General features: G+C 59.7%; 20 protein-coding genes. 8 read left to right on the top strand and 12 right to left on the bottom strand.

All coding sequences use genetic code 11. The annotated features are described in order from the left end of the window. Positions 1–3: 3 nt before the first annotated feature. Entirely contained in the window at positions 4–1569 is a 1566-nt protein-coding gene (locus QMX84_RS10040) for a phospholipase D family protein (RefSeq protein ID WP_282363745.1), read from the bottom strand. Next, the gene (locus QMX84_RS10035; protein ID WP_282363744.1) at positions 1569–3005 is read right to left on the bottom strand and encodes a PLP-dependent aminotransferase family protein; all 1437 of its coding nucleotides are present in this window, start codon (positions 3003–3005) and stop codon (positions 1569–1571) included. The genes QMX84_RS10040 and QMX84_RS10035 overlap by 1 nt, the downstream gene beginning before the upstream one ends. 169 nt (positions 3006–3174) lie before the next feature. Here QMX84_RS10035 and QMX84_RS10030 point away from each other — a divergent pair, with 169 nt between their 5' ends. Next, positions 3175–3366: a DUF1127 domain-containing protein gene (locus QMX84_RS10030; RefSeq protein ID WP_282363743.1), complete on the top strand. Its 192-nt coding sequence runs from the start codon at positions 3175–3177 to the stop codon at positions 3364–3366. A gap of 80 nt (positions 3367–3446) precedes the next feature. On the opposite strand, the gene QMX84_RS10025 is transcribed toward QMX84_RS10030, so the two are convergent. After that, positions 3447–4748 (bottom strand): FAD-binding oxidoreductase, encoded by a 1302-nt coding sequence (locus QMX84_RS10025; protein ID WP_282363742.1) that lies wholly within the window; start codon positions 4746–4748, stop codon positions 3447–3449. A 147-nt stretch (positions 4749–4895) separates the two neighbouring features. Between QMX84_RS10025 and QMX84_RS10020 the strand changes: the two genes are divergently transcribed. After that, on the top strand, positions 4896–5249 hold the full coding sequence (locus QMX84_RS10020; protein ID WP_048372442.1) for a YkgJ family cysteine cluster protein: 354 nt from the start codon (positions 4896–4898) through the stop codon (positions 5247–5249). Between the two features lie 7 nt (positions 5250–5256). Here QMX84_RS10020 and QMX84_RS10015 read toward each other — a convergent pair whose 3' ends face one another. Continuing rightward, complete coding sequence (locus QMX84_RS10015; protein WP_153334449.1) at positions 5257–6009, bottom strand: hypothetical protein; 753 nt, start codon at positions 6007–6009, stop codon at positions 5257–5259. Between the two features lie 151 nt (positions 6010–6160). Here QMX84_RS10015 and QMX84_RS10010 point away from each other — a divergent pair, with 151 nt between their 5' ends. From QMX84_RS10010 to QMX84_RS10000, 3 genes are all read left to right on the top strand, one after another. Then, on the top strand, positions 6161–6796 hold the full coding sequence (locus tag QMX84_RS10010) for a 2OG-Fe(II) oxygenase (RefSeq protein WP_153334450.1): 636 nt from the start codon (positions 6161–6163) through the stop codon (positions 6794–6796). Continuing rightward, on the top strand, positions 6793–7287 hold the full coding sequence (locus QMX84_RS10005; protein WP_262123224.1) for a DUF523 domain-containing protein: 495 nt from the start codon (positions 6793–6795) through the stop codon (positions 7285–7287). Before QMX84_RS10010 ends, QMX84_RS10005 begins: the two co-directional genes overlap by 4 nt. Positions 7288–7352: 65 nt before the next feature. Then, complete coding sequence (locus QMX84_RS10000; RefSeq protein ID WP_153334452.1) at positions 7353–8084, top strand: carbonic anhydrase; 732 nt, start codon at positions 7353–7355, stop codon at positions 8082–8084. A gap of 67 nt (positions 8085–8151) precedes the next feature. On the opposite strand, the gene QMX84_RS09995 is transcribed toward QMX84_RS10000, so the two are convergent. Then, positions 8152–8787 carry a hypothetical protein gene (locus QMX84_RS09995; RefSeq protein WP_282363741.1) on the bottom strand — a complete coding sequence of 212 codons (636 nt, stop codon included), beginning with the start codon at positions 8785–8787 and terminating at the stop codon, positions 8152–8154. A 266-nt stretch (positions 8788–9053) separates the two neighbouring features. Here QMX84_RS09995 and QMX84_RS09990 point away from each other — a divergent pair, with 266 nt between their 5' ends. Further along, positions 9054–9689, top strand: coding sequence for an SCO family protein (locus tag QMX84_RS09990; protein WP_282363740.1), 636 nt, complete (start codon positions 9054–9056; stop codon positions 9687–9689). Positions 9690–9824: 135 nt separating this feature from the next. On the opposite strand, the gene QMX84_RS09985 is transcribed toward QMX84_RS09990, so the two are convergent. The 3 genes from QMX84_RS09985 to QMX84_RS09975 all read right to left on the bottom strand — a co-directional run bounded on the left by QMX84_RS09985 (position 9825) and on the right by QMX84_RS09975 (position 12353). Beyond that, entirely contained in the window at positions 9825–10595 is a 771-nt protein-coding gene (locus tag QMX84_RS09985) for a MetQ/NlpA family ABC transporter substrate-binding protein (protein ID WP_123750703.1), read from the bottom strand. A 76-nt stretch (positions 10596–10671) separates the two neighbouring features. Further along, positions 10672–11346: a methionine ABC transporter permease gene (locus QMX84_RS09980; RefSeq protein WP_262123213.1), complete on the bottom strand. Its 675-nt coding sequence runs from the start codon at positions 11344–11346 to the stop codon at positions 10672–10674. Next, positions 11346–12353, bottom strand: a complete 1008-nt coding sequence (locus QMX84_RS09975) for a methionine ABC transporter ATP-binding protein (protein ID WP_048387105.1) — start codon at positions 12351–12353, stop codon at positions 11346–11348. The genes QMX84_RS09980 and QMX84_RS09975 overlap by 1 nt, the downstream gene beginning before the upstream one ends. A 201-nt stretch (positions 12354–12554) precedes the next feature. Between QMX84_RS09975 and katE the strand changes: the two genes are divergently transcribed. Beyond that, entirely contained in the window at positions 12555–14747 is a 2193-nt protein-coding gene (gene katE, locus QMX84_RS09970; protein WP_282363760.1) for a catalase HPII, read from the top strand. A gap of 59 nt (positions 14748–14806) precedes the next feature. Here the strand turns inward: katE and QMX84_RS09965 are convergent, their stop codons facing one another. From QMX84_RS09965 to QMX84_RS09950, 4 genes are read right to left on the bottom strand one after another with little or no spacing between them, the layout of a single operon-like run. Next, on the bottom strand, positions 14807–15526 hold the full coding sequence (locus QMX84_RS09965) for a PA5502 family lipoprotein (RefSeq protein WP_282363739.1): 720 nt from the start codon (positions 15524–15526) through the stop codon (positions 14807–14809). A 37-nt stretch (positions 15527–15563) separates the two neighbouring features. Next, positions 15564–16352 carry a zinc ABC transporter permease subunit ZnuB gene (gene znuB / locus QMX84_RS09960; RefSeq protein WP_048372465.1) on the bottom strand — a complete coding sequence of 263 codons (789 nt, stop codon included), beginning with the start codon at positions 16350–16352 and terminating at the stop codon, positions 15564–15566. Further along, entirely contained in the window at positions 16345–17133 is a 789-nt protein-coding gene (gene znuC, locus QMX84_RS09955; RefSeq protein ID WP_048372467.1) for a zinc ABC transporter ATP-binding protein ZnuC, read from the bottom strand. Before znuC ends, znuB begins: the two co-directional genes overlap by 8 nt. Next, positions 17133–17615, bottom strand: coding sequence for a Fur family transcriptional regulator (locus tag QMX84_RS09950; RefSeq protein ID WP_048372469.1), 483 nt, complete (start codon positions 17613–17615; stop codon positions 17133–17135). Before QMX84_RS09950 ends, znuC begins: the two co-directional genes overlap by 1 nt. A gap of 66 nt (positions 17616–17681) precedes the next feature. On the opposite strand from QMX84_RS09950, the gene znuA reads away from it, so the two are divergent. Beyond that, positions 17682–18605 (top strand): zinc ABC transporter substrate-binding protein ZnuA, encoded by a 924-nt coding sequence (znuA, locus tag QMX84_RS09945; RefSeq protein ID WP_282363738.1) that lies wholly within the window; start codon positions 17682–17684, stop codon positions 18603–18605. Positions 18606–18710 lie beyond the last annotated feature (105 nt).

Genomic DNA, 18710 nt, shown 5'->3' with positions numbered 1-18710 from the left:
CCGCTACAACATCTTCTCCAGCCCAACCGTCTTGCTGAACCATGCATTCAGCCGGCGCCACCAACTGCCCGGCTCGCGGGTCAAGGTGTGCAACTGACCGTGGTCTTCGGTCACCCAGACGATCTGCCCTTTCTCCAGCACCGGCTCATAACTCAATGCGTGCGACATACCTTGCAAGGCCAGGTCGCGCGCTTGGGCGGCCAGTTCCGGGCTGTCCACCAACACGCCGACTTCGGTGTTCCACAAGCCCGAGCGCGGATCGAAGTTGAACGAGCCGATAAACGACTTGCGCTGGTCAAAGATCATCGCCTTGCTGTGCAAACTCGAATCAGAACTCAAACCCGGCTTGAACAGGTGCAACCCGCTGCCGCCCGTGCTGCCCGGCTGGCGGCGCAGCTCATACAGCTTGACCCCATGTTCCAGCAGCGCCTTGCGATACGGCGCGTAGCCACCGTGCACAATCGGCACGTCCGTGGCCTCCAGCGAGTTGGTCAACAAGCGCACATCAACCCCGGCATCGGCGCGCCCGGTGAGATACACCAAGCCCGTCTCACCGGGCACAAAGTACGCCGAAATCAAAATCAGCTCTTTGTTGACCCCGGAAAGGTCCGGGGCCAACTGGGTGGTCAGCAATAAATGCGGATCCGGCTCGCCCTCCGCCAGCACCTTGCTCGGCGCATCCCACAGCGCCTGGTTCCACGCCCAGATCAACTCGCTGCGCCACACGTCCAGTTGCGGATCGGTTTCGTAAGCGGCGAGCTGCTGATACAGCGTCTGATGCGCCGCTTTCGACTGTTTAAGCGAAGCCTCCAGCGCGCCACGGGCCTTGGTCAGCTCCACATGGGACAGCCGCGAAGAAACAAAATCGCCAATCGGTTGGCTCAGCGCGCTGTTCCAGTACTGGTCAAAGCTGTGTCCCAACTGCTCGGCCACCGGCCCCACACTGAGCAGGTCGATGTCGGTGAAGTTCAAATCCGGTTCGGCATCGAAATATTCGTCGCCCAAATTGCGCCCGCCCACAATCGCCACGCTGTTGTCGGCCAGCCACAGCTTGTTGTGCATGCGCCGGTGTTGGCGCGACAGATTGAACAGCCGCCCCATGGCCCGGGTCACGCCGGTACTGCGGCCCAGTTGCAGCGGGTTGAACAGGCGGATTTGAATGTTGGGATGAGCCGCAAGGGTCGCCAGAATGTCGTCCAGCCCATCGCTGGCGGTGTCATCCAGCAAGATGCGCACGCGCACCCCGCGATCAGCGGCCTTGAGCAACTCGTCGATCAACATGCGCGTACTGAGCCCGTCATGGACGATGTAGTACTGCAGATCGAGGCTGGTCTGCGCGTTGCGGATCAGCTCGGCGCGGGCCCAAAACGCTTCACTGCCCCTGGGCAATAAACGAAACCCCGAGCGGCCTTGATACGCCGCCGCCTGATCCTGAATCGAACGGCCAAAGGCCGAGCCCGACGCCGGTAATGCCTGGCTCGGCTCACGGTTGACTTGCACAGTGCTACACCCTCCCAGCCACAACGCGAACAGCAATATGCACAGTGATTTCAACGTGTGGTGCCCCATTAATGCTCGGCATGATTTGCGGCTTGTGCCAACAGCGCGCTGGCAGCTTCACCGACTTTACGCACCGCTTCTTCGATCTGGAGCGTTGGTTTGGCAGCGTAGTTCATTCGTAAACAATGACGGTACTTGCCGGACGCCGAAAAAATACTACCCACGGCAATCTGTACGCCTTGTGCCAGCAGCGCGCGGTTGAGGCGCAAACTGTCAAAACCGTCTGGCAGCTCCAGCCAGAGCAAAAAGCTGCCCTGAGGTCGGCTGGCGCGGGTGCCCGGCGGAAAATAGCGGCTGACCCAGCCGAGCATCAAGTCGCGATTACGCTGGTATTGCGTGCGCATCTTGCGCAGATGGGGCTCGAAATGGCCGTTTTTCAAAAACTCGGCCACGGCCAGTTGCGGGTGTGGCGCCGTTGAGCCGGTGTTGATGTACTTCATGTGCAGCACCCGCTCCAGATACCGCCCCGGCGCGACCCAGCCCACGCGCAGGCCGGGGGCCAGGGTCTTGGAAAACGAACTGCACAAGAGCACGCGGCCATCATCGTCGAACGACTTCACAGTACGCGGGCGCGGGTAGGTGTAGGCCAGCTCGCCGTACACATCGTCTTCGATAATGGCCACGTCAAAGCGCTGCGCCAACGCCACCAACGCCCGCTTACGGGCCTCGGGCATGATGTAGCCCAGCGGGTTGTTGCAACTGGGGGTGACCTGAATTGCCTTGATCGGCCATTGTTCCAGCGCCAGTTCCAGCGCTTCGAGGCTGATGCCGGTGAGCGGGTCGGTGGGAATCTCCAGCGCTTTCATGCCCAGCCCCTTGAGGGTTTGCATGGCGCCATGAAAGCTCGGCGAGTCGACCGCGACAATATCGCCCGGCTCACACACCGCCCGAATGCTGCACGACAGGGCTTCATGGCAGCCGGTGGTGATCACCAGGTCCTGGGCGCCCAACTGGCAGCCTGAATCGAGCAGCAAACGCGCGATTTGCTCACGCAGGGCCAGCACGCCGTAGACGTTGTCGTAATACAAGCCGGGCAGATCGAGGCGCCGGCTGATCTGCGCCAGGCTGCGCAGCAGCGGCTTGATGGTCGGCGTGTACACGTCCGGCATGCCGCGCCCCAGCTGTATGACGTCTTTTTGCGGCACCGAGCGCACCAACTCCAGCACCTGCTCCCACTGAGAAATCTCGACCGGACGCTGCGCCGGTTTGCCCATGCCCGGCAAAGCGGGCAACTCGCGCTCCATTGGTACGAAGTAACCTGATTTGGGGCGCGGCGACGCCAGTGCCTGGTCCTCCAGCACGCGATACGCCTGCTGCACCGTGCTCAGGCTGACCCCGTGCTCGACGCTCAAGGCCCGCACCGACGGCAGGCGGTCGCCCGGTCGGTAAAAGCCCTGCTTGATGCGTGTACCCAGCAACTCGGCGAGGTTGATGTATAGGGTCATGACGGGGCTCTTGAAAGGACGACCAGTACAGATAGGGTAAAAACCAAGGATTCAGCGCTTAAAAGCCCGCATCTGTATGCAGTTAATAGCTGAACGCTGAATCTGTCATGGTTTTCGGCGCAAGGCCATCATGCTGACTCAATGCAATGGAGTCAAAAGGAGCTGCGCGATGAATGCCTTTAGCGATGTACACCCGAGACCTAACAGCCAGCCCAAGCACCTGGGGCGCTGGAGTCTGTTCTGGCATCGCTCCCGCACCCGCCGCGCCTTGCGCAAGCTGGATGCGCAGCAACTGCAAGACGTGGGCTTGAGTGCCGAAGTGGCCAAACGTGAAGGCCGTAAACCGTTTTGGCGTTCTTGATACATCTTTGTAGGAGCGAGCTTGCCTCGCGATCTTTTAAAAGATCAAAAGATCGCAAGGCAAGCTCGCTCCTACAGCAATCAGGCGAGTTCTTTGAGCCGGTGCCAGAGCATGCCCAGCGCCAGCAACGGCGAGCGCAGGTATTTACCGCCCGGGAAGGTGATGTGCGGCACCTGATTGAAAAGATCAAAACCGCTGCTGTGCTGGCCACTGATGGCTTCGGCCAACAACTTGCCCGCCAAGTGCGTGGCGTTCACCCCGTGACCGGAGTACGCCTGGGCGTAATACACATTGGGCTGATCCGGCAGGCGGCCAATTTGCGGCAAACGGTTGGCGCCAATGCCGATCATGCCGCCCCACTGGTAATCGATCTTCACGTCTTTAAGGTGCGGGAACACTTCCAGCATCTTGGGCCGCATGTAGGCGCCAATGTCCTGCGGGTCGCGGCCCGAGTAATGGCAGGCACCGCCGAACAGCAAGCGGCGATCTGCCGACAGCCGGTAGTAATCCAGCGCCACGCGCTGATCGCACACCGCCATATTTTGCGGCAGCAAGGCGTGGGCCTGAGCTTGGGTCAACGGCTCGGTGGCAATGATGTAGCTGCCGGCCGGCAGGACTTTCCCGCTGAGGTGCGGGTTCAAACCCTGAAGGTAAGCGTTGCAGCCCAGCACCAGGGTTTTGGCCCGGACTGAACCTTGCGCGGTGTGCACGCGCACTTCGGGGCCGTAATCAATGCGGGTGACGGCCGAGTGTTCGAACAGTTTTACGCCCAGCTGCGCCGCAGCAGCGGCCTCGCCCAAGGCCAGGTTAAGCGGATGCAGGTGACCCGAACCCATGTCGATAAACCCGCCCACATAGCGATCCGAGCCCACCACGGTGTGCACTTCGTTGGCTTGCAGCAGGCGGGTTTCGTGGCGATAGCCCAGATCGCGGAGTTCTTGTGCTTCTTCGGCAAAGCCTTCGAGGTCGCGGGGCTTGTTGGCCAGGTCGCAGTAACCCCAGGTCAGGTCGCAGGCGATGTTGAACCGCTCGACGCGCTGGCGGACGATCTCCACGGCCTCCAGCCCCATGAGTTTCATTTGCCGCACGCCGTCTTTCCCGATCACCCCTTCAAACTGGTCAAGGCCATGGCCGACGCCGCGAATCAGTTGCCCGCCGTTACGCCCGCTGGCGCCCCAACCGATTTTATGGGCTTCAAGCAGGACCACGCTCATGCCGCGCTCGGCCAGCTCCAGCGCTGTGTTCAGCCCGGAAAACCCGCCACCAACCACGCACACATCGGCCACCACATCACCTTGCAACACCGGATGGTCAGGCTGCGGCAAGCTGCTGGCGGCGTAATAAGAGGCGGTGTGCTGGCTGCGCTGAACGGGGGCGCTCATGTGCGTAATCCTGATTGTTTATGTTTGGAAAATTTTACAGAGCATAAGCCGTGCCAATCGCGAGGGGCAAGACCGGCCGTACGGTGCTGTCTAGGCCGCTGCTTTTCAGGCAGACTCTGCGGCCTTTTCACGTGCAATGGGCAATAAATGAGCTGCAACAGTCATAAAATCCGCTTTCTCAGGCAGCAAATTCCGTCGTTTGAATGCGTGCCGGGTTGCCATGACTGCTGCGGGCCTGTGACCACGTCATCGGAAGAAATGGCCCGTTTGCCGCGCAAGACCGCAGCCGAGCAAGAAGCCGCCCTGAATGAGCTGAACTGTGTGCACCTGGGGCCGAACGGCTGCACGGTGTATGACGAACGCCCGCTTATTTGCCGCCTGTTCGGCACCACGCCGACGCTGCCCTGCCCTAATGGCCGTCGCCCGCTGGAGATGATTCACCCCAGCGCCGAGAAGCTCGTGCATGAGTACATTGCCAGTACGCGGCAGGTGCTGGTTTAACGCACCGTTATTGGGCCAGGCTGGAAGTGCTTTGCCCCACGGCCAAGCCGGCGCGAATCGCAGCCAACGCGGCCAGGTAGTAGGTTTTGCCGTCAGGCGACTCCGCGAACGTCACAAACTCTTCCAGCTCCGGGTCCGACAAGTCGCGGTACACGTACAACAACGTGTTATCCAGCTCCCCCGCAATCTGCTCCATCAGCCGCTGGCGCTGGCCGTTGAGCGCGCCTTGTACCTGTGTGCTGCCCAGCAGGCCAGGAATCATCGCACTCAGGCTGTCTGCCGCCACACCGGCAATGGCCAGCGTGACCTCAGCCCCCGCCTCGCTCGCCGGCAAGGCGTTGGACAAATGGTTAATCAGCAACTGACGCGTGGCGCTGGCCTCAACGCGCGGCAAGCCTTGCGCGTGCTTGGCCAACTGATCACGGCGGGTGGCCAGCAGTTCAGCGGCCACAATTTTACGGCCCAGCTCTGACTGGAAAAAAGTCAGGGCTGGATCAGGATTCGGCAGCTTCTTGCGCATCTGTCCTTTGGCGCGCTGGTCCATCGCCTGCGCGGCAAAACGCTGGCTGCTGTTGTTGACCAGCGCCTGGTAAACCGCAGGCGGCAAGTTGTTGCGGTAGCGCTCTTGAGCGGCATTAAGGGCGTCTGTGAAATGCGCGCGTTGCTCAGGCCAACCGGCAACGGTGAATAGATCATCGAGGTGGTCTGCCCATGCGGGTAACGAACAACACATCATTAACAGTAAAAACAAGCGGCGCATGAAGGACTCCTGTCAGCTAGGCGCTATTGTCCGGGGCCAGCGTAGGACTTGTCGAGAATTCGTCTCGCCCCAGAGGCTTTAAATGACCAGATGAAATATTTCTGCGTGGCCAGCTAGACGGAGCTGTCAGATTTTCGGGCGTATCGATATTATGCGCGCCATGCAAATACCCTCTGATCACCCGCTGTTGCTACGCATCGTCGACGACCTGTACGCGCAGGGATGGTCACAGCAAAATATTTTTATGCCCGAGGCTTTGACCCTCGAACTGGCGGCTGAGTGCCATAAACGTGCAGCCGAAGGCGAATTGACCCCGGCGGCGGTTGGCCGGGGCCCGGCGCAAGAGGTTCGCGAGGGTATCCGCGGCGACCATATTCAATGGCTGGAGCCGGGAGAGGCTCTAGCCTGCGACAACTATTTAGGGTTAATGGAAAGCCTGCGAATCGCCATGAATCGCAGGCTTTTTTTGGGCCTGGAGGACTTTGAAAGTCACTTCGCGCTCTACCCGCCCGGTGCGTTTTACCTCAAGCACCTGGACCGCTTTCGCGACGACGATCGGCGCATGGTGTCGGCGGTGCTCTACCTCAATCAGGCCTGGCTGCCTGAGCACGGCGGGCACTTGCGCATGTACCTTGAGGACAGGGGCGATTACGACGTGTTGCCGACCGGGGGCTGCCTGGTGGTGTTTCTGTCGGGCGAGATCCCCCATGAAGTGCTGCCCGCCACCCGTGACCGGCTGTCATTGACCGGCTGGTTCCGACGCCGCGCCACCGAGGTGCTGCTATGAGCGCCAAGGTGCTGGTCAGTCGCTGCCTGCTGGGCCATCGCGTGCGCTATGACGGCGGCGCCAGCGGCCCCTATGACCTGTTGGCGAAATGGCAGGACGAAGGCCGCGTGATAGCGCTATGCCCGGAAGTCGCCGGTGGCTTGCCCACCCCGCGTGCAGCGGCCGAAATTCCGGGCGGGCAAGGGGTTGAAGTCCTCAGCGGCCGCGCGCCCGTGATCACCACCGACGGTGAGGACGTGACGGCAGCCTTTGTGTCCGGCGCCCAGCAGGCGCTGGAGTTGGTCAAACAGCATGGCATTCGCATTGCTATCCTCAAGGCCAACAGCCCGTCGTGTGGCAATCGACTGACCTACGACGGCAGCTTCAGCGGCACCAAAGTGGCAGGCCAGGGCGTGACCGCTGCCCTGCTCAGCGCTGCCGGGGTTCAGGTGTTCAATGAGCTGGAACTGGCCGAAGCTGCGCACGCGTTGGCAACTTTAAAGCCTGACTGAAGCCCGCTCCCACATTGGAAATGAGTTCAGGTAACATTCTGTGCCACTTTGCCCAGGGGATTTATATGAGCGACAAGCAGAAACCACAACCCGCTGCCTCTACCGCTAACACTTCACCCGCCGAAAGTGCCGATGCGGCCTTGCACCACATCGTGGATGGTTTTTTACACTTCCATCACGAGATCTTTCCTGAACAGGAAGCCTTCTTCAAAAAGCTCGCCACGGCACAAAGCCCGCGCGCGATGTTTATTGCCTGCGCCGACTCGCGCATCGTCCCGGAACTGATCACCCAAAGCGCGCCGGGCGATCTGTTCGTGACGCGTAACGTGGGCAACGTCGTACCGCCTTACGGCCAGATGAACGGTGGCGTTTCCACCGCCATTGAGTACGCGGTGCTGGCACTGGGCGTGCAGCACATCATCATTTGCGGGCATTCGGATTGCGGCGCGATGCGCGCTGTACTTAACCCGGCCTCGCTGAAAAAGATGCCGACGGTAAAAGCCTGGCTGCATCACGTAGAAGTGGCGAAAACCATGGTGCAGGACAACTGCAACTGCGCCAACGAAGCCGAAAGCATGCACGTGCTGACGGAAGAAAACGTGATCGCCCAGCTGCAACACTTGCGCACCCACCCGTCCGTGGCCTCGCGCATGGCCAGCGGGCATTTGTTCATTCATGGCTGGGTCTATGACATCGAGACCAGCGCGATCAAGGCTTACGACGCCGACACCGGCACCTTCCGCCCACTGGACGGAACCAACCCGATCCCGAGCGCAACGCCTAAAGCCCGGTTTTAACCGCCGGACGGCAGGCATGAGCCTCGCGATCTTTTGCCCGTTAAAAGATCACGAGGCCAGCGGGCAATTACAACGCCAGCCCGACGCCCAATTGCTTGGACAGGCACGGCCAACGCTTCCACGCAGCCCCCGTGTCCGGGCTGGTGAGCTTGTCGCGATAGGCTTCAACCGACTCCAGCGCAAAGCTTTCGTCATCAAGCAGTTCATCCACCGCGTGGTGCACGGCCTCATCAAGCTGGTTGGCGAACGCTTCACCGACCAATTGGTGGGCGATCAGGTTGGCCACGGTCATGTCCAGCGGGATCAACGGCTGGTGAAAGTGCATGATGTAGAGATCGTTGACCTCTTCAACCAGTCGATGCGCCAGGTACGCTTCGTCGAGCAAGCCCTCTAGCCCTTCATGACCGTCCAGCAGTGACGGGGGCTGAACAAAAAACTGCTCGGCAATTTTCAGCACAGGCTCGATTTGTGATTCGATACCCGCCTCGCGAGCGACCGCATGGGCTGCGTCGAGCAAGTCCGGCACCTGGTCGATATAGGCGCTGACAAAACGGGTCATTACCGCGTTCCGATCGGATTCAGGTAGCTGAATGGCCGAATGCAGGTGGGGAAGGCGGGTCGTCAAATGCTGGGTGAGCAGGCCACTTTTGGCATCAAGTTCTTGGGCACGCGAGATCTGCGCGCGAATATCGGCGGTGTTCATGGGAACTCCAAGGGGGGCGCTGAATCAGGGAAGTGCTTTAAAAGACGCTCACTGCAAAAGAGGGCCTTTTTTTCAGGGGGCGTATTGTCGGTCATTTTTTGATCGGGCAGTGAGTGCCATTTGTCGCGGGGGTCAGGTTTTCATTTTGGGCGCGCATCTTAACCGATCAGTGTTGTACCGTGGCAATGCGCCACAGGCTGCGACCCCAGCCTTCACGTACGCTGTCTTCTCGCGTTGTTTATCGACCACTACGTTGTGATGAACCTATGACTAAAACCCAAAGAAACGTCTTTATCCTGGTCGCGCTGCTGGCGTTGATCATGGGGCTGATCTTCAACAGCCTGATGTCGCGAAGCAGTCAGGGCAACAACACGGCGCTGACCGAGGCCGGGATTATCCTGCTGCCACAAAGTCGCCACCTGCCGACCATCACCCTGACAAACCAGGACGGTCAGCCGGTGCTCATCAATGAGCTGAAGGACAAGTGGAGCCTGCTGTTTTTTGGCTACACCTACTGCCCGGACATTTGCCCGACCACGCTTTCCCAGTTGCGCCAGATCAAAAGCGAGCTGCCAAAAGCGGTACAGGACAAGCTGCAAGTGGTGCTGGTGAGTGTCGACCCGAACCGGGATACCCCGCAGCAGCTCAAAAAATACCTGAGCTACTTCGACCCGCAATTTGTCGGCCTGACGCCGGGCTCAACCGAGCAACTGCAAACATTGGCGAACGCCGTGAGCATCCCGTTCATCCCGCCCGATACCAGCAAGCCGAACTACACCGTGGATCACAGCGGTAACCTGGCGCTGATCGGGCCGGACGGCACTCAGCGAGGTTTTATCCGCGCGCCGTTCAACACCCAAAAGATGGTCGCCCAGTTGCCGGGGCTGGTAGAGAGGAAGTAAGGGATTAGTACACACATCGGTGGGAGCGGGCTTGCTCGCGATGGGATCACCAAGGTGTGTCATCAGCATTCAATGGTATGAATCGCGAGCAAGCCCGCTCCCACAAGGGGATCGGGTTTGCCCGGATCATCGATATCAGAACGCCGGCAGAATGGCGCCTTTGTACTTCTCAAGAATGAAGGCTTTCACTTCTGGCGTGTGCAGGGCAGCGACCAGCTTTTTCATGTCTTCAGAGTCTTTGTCGTCCGGGCGTGCAACCAGGATGTTCACGTAAGGCGAGTCGCTGCCTTCAATGACCAGTGCGTCTTTTTCCGGGTTCAGCTTGGCTTCCAGCGCGTAGTTGGTGTTGATCAGCGCCAGATCAACCTGGGTCAGCACACGTGGAATCGTCGCTGCTTCCAGCTCACGGAACTTCAGGTTTTTAGGGTTCTCGGTGATGTCCTTGACCGTCGACAGGATGTTTTTCGAATCCTTGAGCTTGATCAACCCCGCCTTGTCCAGCAGCAACAGCGCACGGCCGCCGTTGGTGGCATCGTTCGGGATCACCACGGTGGCGCCGTCTTTAAGCTCATCAAGCTTTTTGTATTTGCTGGAGTAAGCGCCCAGCGGCTCAAGGTGCACGGCCGCTACGCTGACGAGGTTAGTGCCTTTGGATTTGTTGAACTCATCCAGGTAAGGCTGGTGCTGGAAGAAGTTGGCATCCAGACGCTTTTCCGCCACCTGTACGTTGGGTTGAACGTAGTCAGTGAACACCTTGACCTTGAGGTTCACGCCCTCTTTAGCCAGAGCCGGTTTTACGAATTCCAGGATCTCAGCGTGAGGGACCGGGCTCGCCGCCACCGACAGATCACCTGCGTGGGCAGAAAATGCCGCTACAGCGGCCACAGCAGCAAATAACTTCTTCATTCAACAGCTCCTTGTGAACACCTGACTCCAGGTATCTGCCAGCACAGCGCTGGCTTTATGTGTTTAACGCGAGGCCTTACTTGCGCGAGAAGTGCACCACCAGCCGATCGCCGACGGTTTGCAGGATCTGCACCAGAATCAACAACAGCACCACCGTGACAATCATCACGTCAGTCTGGAAACGTTGGTAGCCGAAACGAATCGCCAAATCCCCGAGACCGCCCGCACCCACTACACCCGCCATGGCGGTGTAGGACACCAGCGTAATCGCGGTCACGGTAATCGCTGCAAAAATGCCTGGGCGGGCTTCTGGCAGCAAGGCGCTGGTAATGATCTGACGGGTGCTGGCGCCCATCGACTGGGTGGCTTCGATGATGCCACGGTCAACTTCACGCAAAGCCGTTTCCACCAGACGGGCGAAGAACGGGGTTGCACCGACCACCAAAGGCGGAATCGCACCCGCGACGCCCAGCGAGGTGCCGGTAATCAATACGGTGAACGGGATCATCACGATCAACAGGATGATGAACGGCAACGAACGCAGAATGTTCACCAGCAGCGACAGCATGGCGTACACGGCTTTCTGTTCAAACAATTGGCGTGGGCTGCACAGAAACAGCAGCACGCCCAGCGGCAGGCCCAGCAGGATGGTGAACAGCAGCGAACCGCCGAGCATCATCAGGGTATCGCCCGTGGCCAGCCAGATTTCGAACCAGTCGATATTGGTGAAAAAGCTCAGTAGAGAGTCCATTAGCGCAGCACCTCCATATGAACGTCAGCCGCAGTAAAGCGGGCGAAAGCCGCGTCCATGTCGCCACCGGTGATGGCGAGGGTCAGTTGCCCGTAGGGGGTGTCTTTGATGCGGTCGATCCGGCCCGCCAGGATGCTGTAGTCCACACCCGTTTCGCGGGCGATGGTGCCCAGCAGCGGCGCGTAGGTGGCCTGGCCCTGGAACGTCAGGCGCACAATGCGCCCCGGCACATGGGCGAAATCATCGCGCTGCTCGCCTTCGTCGATCTGCTCGTCTTCCTGCACAAAACGCTTGGTGGTCGGGTGCTTGGGGTGCAAGAACACCTCGGCCACCGGGCCTTGCTCGACGATCACGCCAGCGTCCATCACCGCCACTTCGTCACACACACGGCGGATCACATCCATCTCGTGGGTGATCAGCACGATGGTCAGCTTCAGCTCGCGGTTGATTTCGGCCAGCAATTGCAGCACCGACGCCGTGGTTTGCGGGTCGAGCGCGCTGGTGGCTTCGTCACACAGCAAGACTTTTGGCTTGGTGGACAAGGCACGGGCAATGCCCACGCGTTGTTTTTGACCGCCTGACAACTGCGCCGGGTATTTCTTGGCGTGGTCTGACAAGCCCACGCGCGCCAGCAACTCGGCCACCCGTTGGTCAATTTCACTGCGGGACAATTCGCCCGCCAGCGTCAGCGGCATCGCCACGTTGTCAGCAACGGTCTTGGACGCCAGCAGGTTGAAGTGCTGGAAGATCATCCCGACTTGCTGACGGAAACGCCGCAGGCCATTGGCATCCATGGCAGTCACGTCTTCGTTGTCGACGATGATCTGCCCGCCGCTCGGTGTTTCGAGGCGGTTGATCAGGCGCAGCAATGTACTTTTACCCGCGCCGGAATGGCCAATCAGGCCAAATACCTGACCGCTCTCAACACGCAAACTCGTGGAGTGCAGGGCGGGAATGTCCTTACCGGCGACCCGGTAAGTTTTATGAACGTTATGAAACTCAATCACGTAGCGAACCTTGTGGGGCGCGTAAATAGAAGATCAGCGGTTAGCCGGGCGCGCATTTTAGCCTGTCCTTATAGAGGTTCTTAGCATTTATTTGAGCGAAGACCTTTCATTTGGCGATAAGACGACTGATGGTCAGAAATAAGGAACGACCACAACAGGCGCAAGTCAGTACTAACAGCACCTCACATCCCGCAACGGGATATATGTCCAAGAAGCCCAGCCCGTGGGGCTTTCATCAACAAGGAGCTTAGTCTGATGAGTAGCAAAAAACCGTCTTCACCCAAGAGCCAGATGGCCGGCACCGACACCTTGGATCGTGGCAACACGAACGTCAAATTGGAAAACCTCGAAGCCTTCCGCGACGATGCGACCCAACAGGCGCTCAGAACCAATCAAGGCGTGAAGATTGCGGACAACCAAAACACCCTCAAAGCAGGCGCGCGCGGCCCGTCACTGCTGGAAGACTTCATCATGCGTGAAAAAATCACGCATTTTGACCACGAGCGAATCCCGGAGCGCATCGTCCACGCGCGTGGCACCGGCGCTCACGGTTATTTCCAGACCTATAAAGCCCACAGCGCCCTGACCAAAGCCGGTTTTCTGCAAGACCCGGATAAAAAAACGCCGGTATTCGTGCGCTTCTCGACCGTTCAGGGCCCCCGCGGCTCGGGCGATACCGTGCGTGACGTGCGTGGTTTTGCGGTCAAGTTTTTTACCGATGAAGGCAACTTCGACCTGGTCGGCAACAACATGCCGGTGTTCTTTATTCAGGACGCGATCAAGTTTCCTGACTTCGTGCACGCGGTCAAACCCGAACCCCACAATGAAATGCCCACCGGCGGTTCGGCGCATGACACCTTCTGGGATTTTGTCTCGCTGGTGCCGGAGTCTGCGCACATGGTCATCTGGGCGATGTCCGACCGGGCGATCCCGAAAAGCCTGCGCAGCATGCAGGGCTTTGGCGTGCACACCTTCCGCTTCATCAACGCCGAAGGGAAATCACATTTTGTTAAATTCCACTGGCGCCCTAGCGTAGGCACTTGCTCCCTGGTGTGGGACGAAGCGCAAAAGCTCGCCGGTAAAGACACCGATTACCATCGGCGCGATCTGTGGGAGTCGATTGAAACCGGCGATTATCCGGAATGGGAATTCGGCGTCCAGATCATTGCTGAGGAAGACGAACACACGTTCGACTTCGACATTCTTGACCCGACCAAGCTGATCCCCGAAGAACAGGTGCCGATTACACCGCTGGGCAAGATGGTCCTTAACCGCAACCCCGATAACTTTTTTGCCGAGACCGAGCAGGTGGCGTTCTGCCCTGGGCATATCGTGCCGGGCATCGACTTCTCTAACGACCCGCTACTGCAAGGCCGCCTGTTTTCGTACACCGACACGCAAATCAGCCGCTTGGGCGGGCCGAACTTCCACGAGATTCCAATCAACCGCCCTGTCTGCCCTTTTTCCAACAACCAGCGCGACGCTCAGCACCGCAGCACGATCAATAAAGGCCGTGCGTCTTACGAGCCCAACTCCATTGATGGCGGCTGGCCGAAAGAAACCCCGCCCGCCGCGCAAGACGGGGGCTTTGAATCGTACCCGGAACGCATCGACGCCAACAAAATACGTCAGCGCAGCGACTCGTTCAGTGATCACTTTTCTCAGGCCCGGCTGTTTTTCAACAGCATGAGCAAACATGAACAAGAGCACATCATCGCGGCCTACAGCTTTGAATTGGGCAAGGTTGAACGGGAACACATCCGCGCACGCCAAGTGAATGAGATCCTGGCCAACATCGACCTTGAGCTGGCCCGGCGCGTCGCTGAAAACCTGGGGTTGCCCGCACCCAAGGCCGGCACTGTGCCTGCACGCAAAACCAGCGTCAGCGCTTCGCCCGCGCTGAGTCAGGCCAATTTGCTGCCGAGCAATATCAAGACCCGCAAAGTGGCCGTGCTGGCCGCCAACGGTGTCGAGGGCAAAGCCATTGAAGCGCTGAAAAAGGCACTGACCGCGCAAGGCGCCCACGCCAAATTGCTCGGGCCGACGTCTGCACCGGTCAAAACAACAGAAGGCAAGCTGCTGAACGTGGACGGTTCGATGGAAGGTTTGCCGTCAGTGGCCTTTGACGCCGTGTTTGTGCCGGGAGGCGCAGAGTCGATCAAAGCACTGAGTGGCGACGGGGTGGCACTGCATTACCTGCTGGAAGCCTACAAGCACCTCAAGCCCATCGCCGTGCACGGCGAAGCCAGACAGCTGCTGGATGTGCTGCATTTGCAGGTGGATGACGGGTTGTTGGCGATCAAGGACGCTCAGGACCTGAAGGCGTTTTTTGCAGCCATTGCGCAGCATCGCGTCTGGGCACGGGAACCGAAGGCCAAGGCTATTCCGGCTTAAGGGGTAGACGCCTGGCCGTTGCCCAAGTGCTATTAGCGCTTGGGCAACGGCCACGCTCTTTATTCAGGCTTGCTGGGCGTCAGCACCACTTGCGCAGGCACATGGCGGATGATCTGACGCTCAAGGCTCAGGTCAAAGCCGGGGTCGAGCTTTTTCACGCGTTTGCTGATCAACGTGGCCAGCCACGGGTAATCAGCGGTGCGTGGCACCTGCAGGCTGACCGCGCACTGATAATTGACAATGTCTTGCGCGATCAAATCCAGTTGATGGCGAAGTTTGCCAATATCGGTGATGTTCAAGGTAACGGTGGTGAACGGCGCCGCCGGGTCAATGACCTTGGCCGCTGGCCGCGCTTCCGCCGCCTTGAGCGCGGCTTCGGCTTTGTCCAGCTCGGCCTTGCGCGCCTGGGTGATGGCGCTGTTGACGCCACCTGTCAGGGCCGGGGCTTTAGGCATTAATGCCCGTGCACGGCTCAAGGCCGTCGCAGCGGAGTTGACATCACCTTTTTGCAGCAAGATCTGGCTGCGTTGCAGGTAAGCCTCAGCCAATTGGCGCTGGTACTGCACCAACTGTGGATCATCCGGGGTTTGGGCCTGCAAGGCGGCCAACTGGTCTTCGGCGGTCGCGAGTTCGCTGCTGGCCAGGTTTTGCTCCAGCTGTGCGATGGCACCGGCACGCGCTTGCTCGACCTGATTGACGGCCGGTGGCGTGCTTTGGCAGGCGCCCAGCAGCAAGGAAAATGCGGCCAGGAGCACATAACGTGAGTTAAACAGCTTCATTCCTGCGGCTCTCTAAGTGCGCAAAAAACGAGCAAGTCTACACCCCTCGACGGGGCAGAACAAAACTCAGCAGAAACAACGCGGCAGCACACACCACAATGGAGGGCCCGGCAGGCGTGTCTTTGAACCACGACAAGGCCAGGCCACCACACACTGCCAGCATTCCCAGCAACGTCGCGCCAAACGCCATTTGCTCCGGAGAGCGGGCATGCCGTTGGGCGGCAGCAGCAGGGATAATCAACAACGACGTAATCAGTAGCACACCGACAATCTTCATCGCTACCGCGATCACCACCGCAATCAACAACATCAGGGCCATGCGCAGCGTTGCAACGGGTAAACCCTCAACCGTCGCCAGCTCTTCGTGCACGGTAATGGCCAGTAAAGGCCGCCACAGCGCCACCAGCAACGCCAGCACCACCGCGCTGCCGCCCATAATCCACATCAAGTCAGTCGGGCTGATCGCCAGCAGGTCACCAAACAGGTAAGCCATCAGGTCGATCCGCACTTCATGCATGAAGCTTAGTACCACCAGCCCAAGGGACAAGGTGCTGGGGGCGAGAATTCCGAGCAGCGTGTCGGAAGCCAGTGGCTGACGCTGCTGCAACGTCACCAGCAACACCGCCAGCAACAGGCAACCAACAGTCACGGCAATCGCCGGGCTAACATCCAGCAAAAAGCCCAATGCCACGCCCAACAAGGCGGCGTGGGACAAGGTATCGCCGAAATAGGCCATGCGGCGCCACACCACAAACGAGCCCAAAGGGCCCGCCACCACCGCCAAAGACAAACCTGCCAGCAGGGCGTAAAGCAGAAAATCAGCCATGCTTGCAGCCTTCTCCATGAACGTGGGCATGCGCCGGGGCGGCGCCTTCAGTGACCACCGAGCCATGCAGATCATGGGCGTGGTCGTGATGGTGGTGATAAATCGCCAGGCTTTGTGCGTTTTTGCCGAACAGTTCAACGAAGGCCGGGTCGCCACTCACCTGCTCCGGGTGGCCAGAACAGCACACGTGGCGATTGAGGCACACCACCTGATCGGTGGTGCTCATGACCAGATGCAAATCGTGGGACACCATCAGCACGCCGCAGCCATGACGGTCGCGCAGGCGAGTAATCAAGCTGTACAGCTCGGCCTGCCCGGCCACATCAACGCCCTGCACCGGCTCGTCGAGCACCAGCAACTCGGGTTTGCGCAGCAGCGCACGGGCCAGCAGCACACGCTGCATTTCGCCCCCCGAGACACTTTGCACCGGGCTGTCGATGACCTTTTCGGCGCCGACCTCTTTCAAGGCGGCAAGGGCCTGGGCCCGGTCCACACCCGGCACCAGGCGCAAAAAGCGCAGCACCGAGAGCGGCAACGTAGGGTCAACGTGCAGCTTTTGCGGCATGTAGCCGATGCGCAACTTGGGTTTGCGCCAGACGCTGCCGCTGGTGGGCTTGAGCAAGCCCAACACCGCTTTGACCAGCGTGGTTTTACCGGCGCCGTTGGGGCCGATCAGGGTCACGATTTGGCCCGGCTCAACGCTCAACTCAATCATGTCGAGCACGTTTTGCCCGGCAAAGGTCACGCAGACCCCTTCAAGACGTATCAGCGCAGCGCTCATCAAGCCTCCCGGCAACCCGAACACAAACCGAGCACTTCCACGGTTTGCCCTTCGACAGTAAAGCCGACATCGCGTGCGCTGCTGATAATCGCGTCACTGATGGTTTTTTGTTCAAGCTCGATGGCCGCGTGGCACGTGCGGCAGATCAGGAACTGGCCTTGGTGCGCGTGCTCGGGGTGGCTGCAGCCGATAAAGGCGTTGAGCGATGAAATACGGTGCACCAGGCCATTTTCCAGGAGGAAGTCCAGCGCGCGGTACACGGTGGGCGGCGCAGCGCGGCGGCCGTCTTGCTCGCTGAGCACGGCCAGAATGTCGTACGCGCCCAGCGGCTTGTGGCTCTGCCACACCAGCTCCAGCACCCGCCGACGCAACGCCGTCAGGCGCAGGCCCTTTTGCGCGCACAGAACGTCCGCTTCAGAGAGCGCGCTGTGGACGCAATGAGAGTGGTCGTGGGGACGGCTGGCAAGCGGTGCAATAGACATGGGCGGCGACGATTTCCAAGAGAGACGTTATTATGTTACCCGTTTCAGCCGCCATGAGTGCCCATCGTGTCCCGTATTTTTGCGATTTTTATTGCTTTGTCTGCCAGTTTGTTGGTGATTAACCCGGCTCACGCCGAGGTCAATGTACTGACCAGCATCAAGCCGTTGCAGCTGATTGCCGCGGCTGTGCAGGACGGCGTGGGCAAGCCCGAGGTACTGTTGCCGCCCAATGCCTCGCCGCATAACTATGCGTTGCGCCCCTCCGACGTACGGCGTGTTCAGTCGGCTGACTTGCTGTACTGGATCGGCCCGGACATGGAAGGCTTTATGCCCCGCGTGATCAAAACCCGCACCTTGCCCTCAGTGGCCGTGCAAAGTTTGCCGGGTTTGAAGCTGCGCCATTTCTCCCAGGACAGCCATTCCCATGACGAAGATGCGGCGGCGGAGCATGATCACGATCACCGTCCTGGCACCCTCGACGCGCACTTATGGCTGGCGCCGGACAACGCCCGGGTGATTGCAGCCAAAATGGCCGCCGACCTGAGCGAAAAAGACCCGGCCCATGCGCCGCAATACCAAAGCAATCTCAAGGCCTTCAATGAGCGTCTGGATGCGCTGGATGCACGCCTGAAGACGAGCATGGCCGCGATTGCGGACAAACCGTTCTTTGTTTTCCATGAAGGCTACGACTACTTCGAAAGCGCCTACGGCCTGAAGCACACCGGTGTGTTCAGCGTGGCGTCTGAAGTGCAGCCGGGTGCCCAGCACGTGGCAGCCATGCGCCAGCGTTTGCAAGAAGTGGGCAAGACCTGCGTCTTCAGTGACCCGCCGCTGCGCCCGCGCCTGGCCGACACCCTGACCGCTGGCTTGCCGGTCAAACTGGCCGAGCTGGACCCGCTGGGCGGTTTCACCCCGGCCACCGCGCAAGGTTATGAGCAACTGCTGGAAAAGCTCGGCAACGACCTGGCAGGCTGCCTGAACAGCCTGTAAAGGCATAAACACCTGTAGCCGCTGCCGCAGGCTGCGATGGGTTGCGCAGCGACCCCGCTTTTGAATGAAAGCGAAGGTCCTGCGGCCCTTATCGCAGCCTGCGGC

Source organism: Pseudomonas sp. PS01297, from assembly GCF_029959305.1.
GTDB classification, from domain to species: domain Bacteria; phylum Pseudomonadota; class Gammaproteobacteria; order Pseudomonadales; family Pseudomonadaceae; genus Aquipseudomonas; species Aquipseudomonas helleri.
The sequence above is the reverse complement of the archived record's forward strand: the minus strand, read 5'-3'. Positions and strand labels throughout refer to the sequence as shown.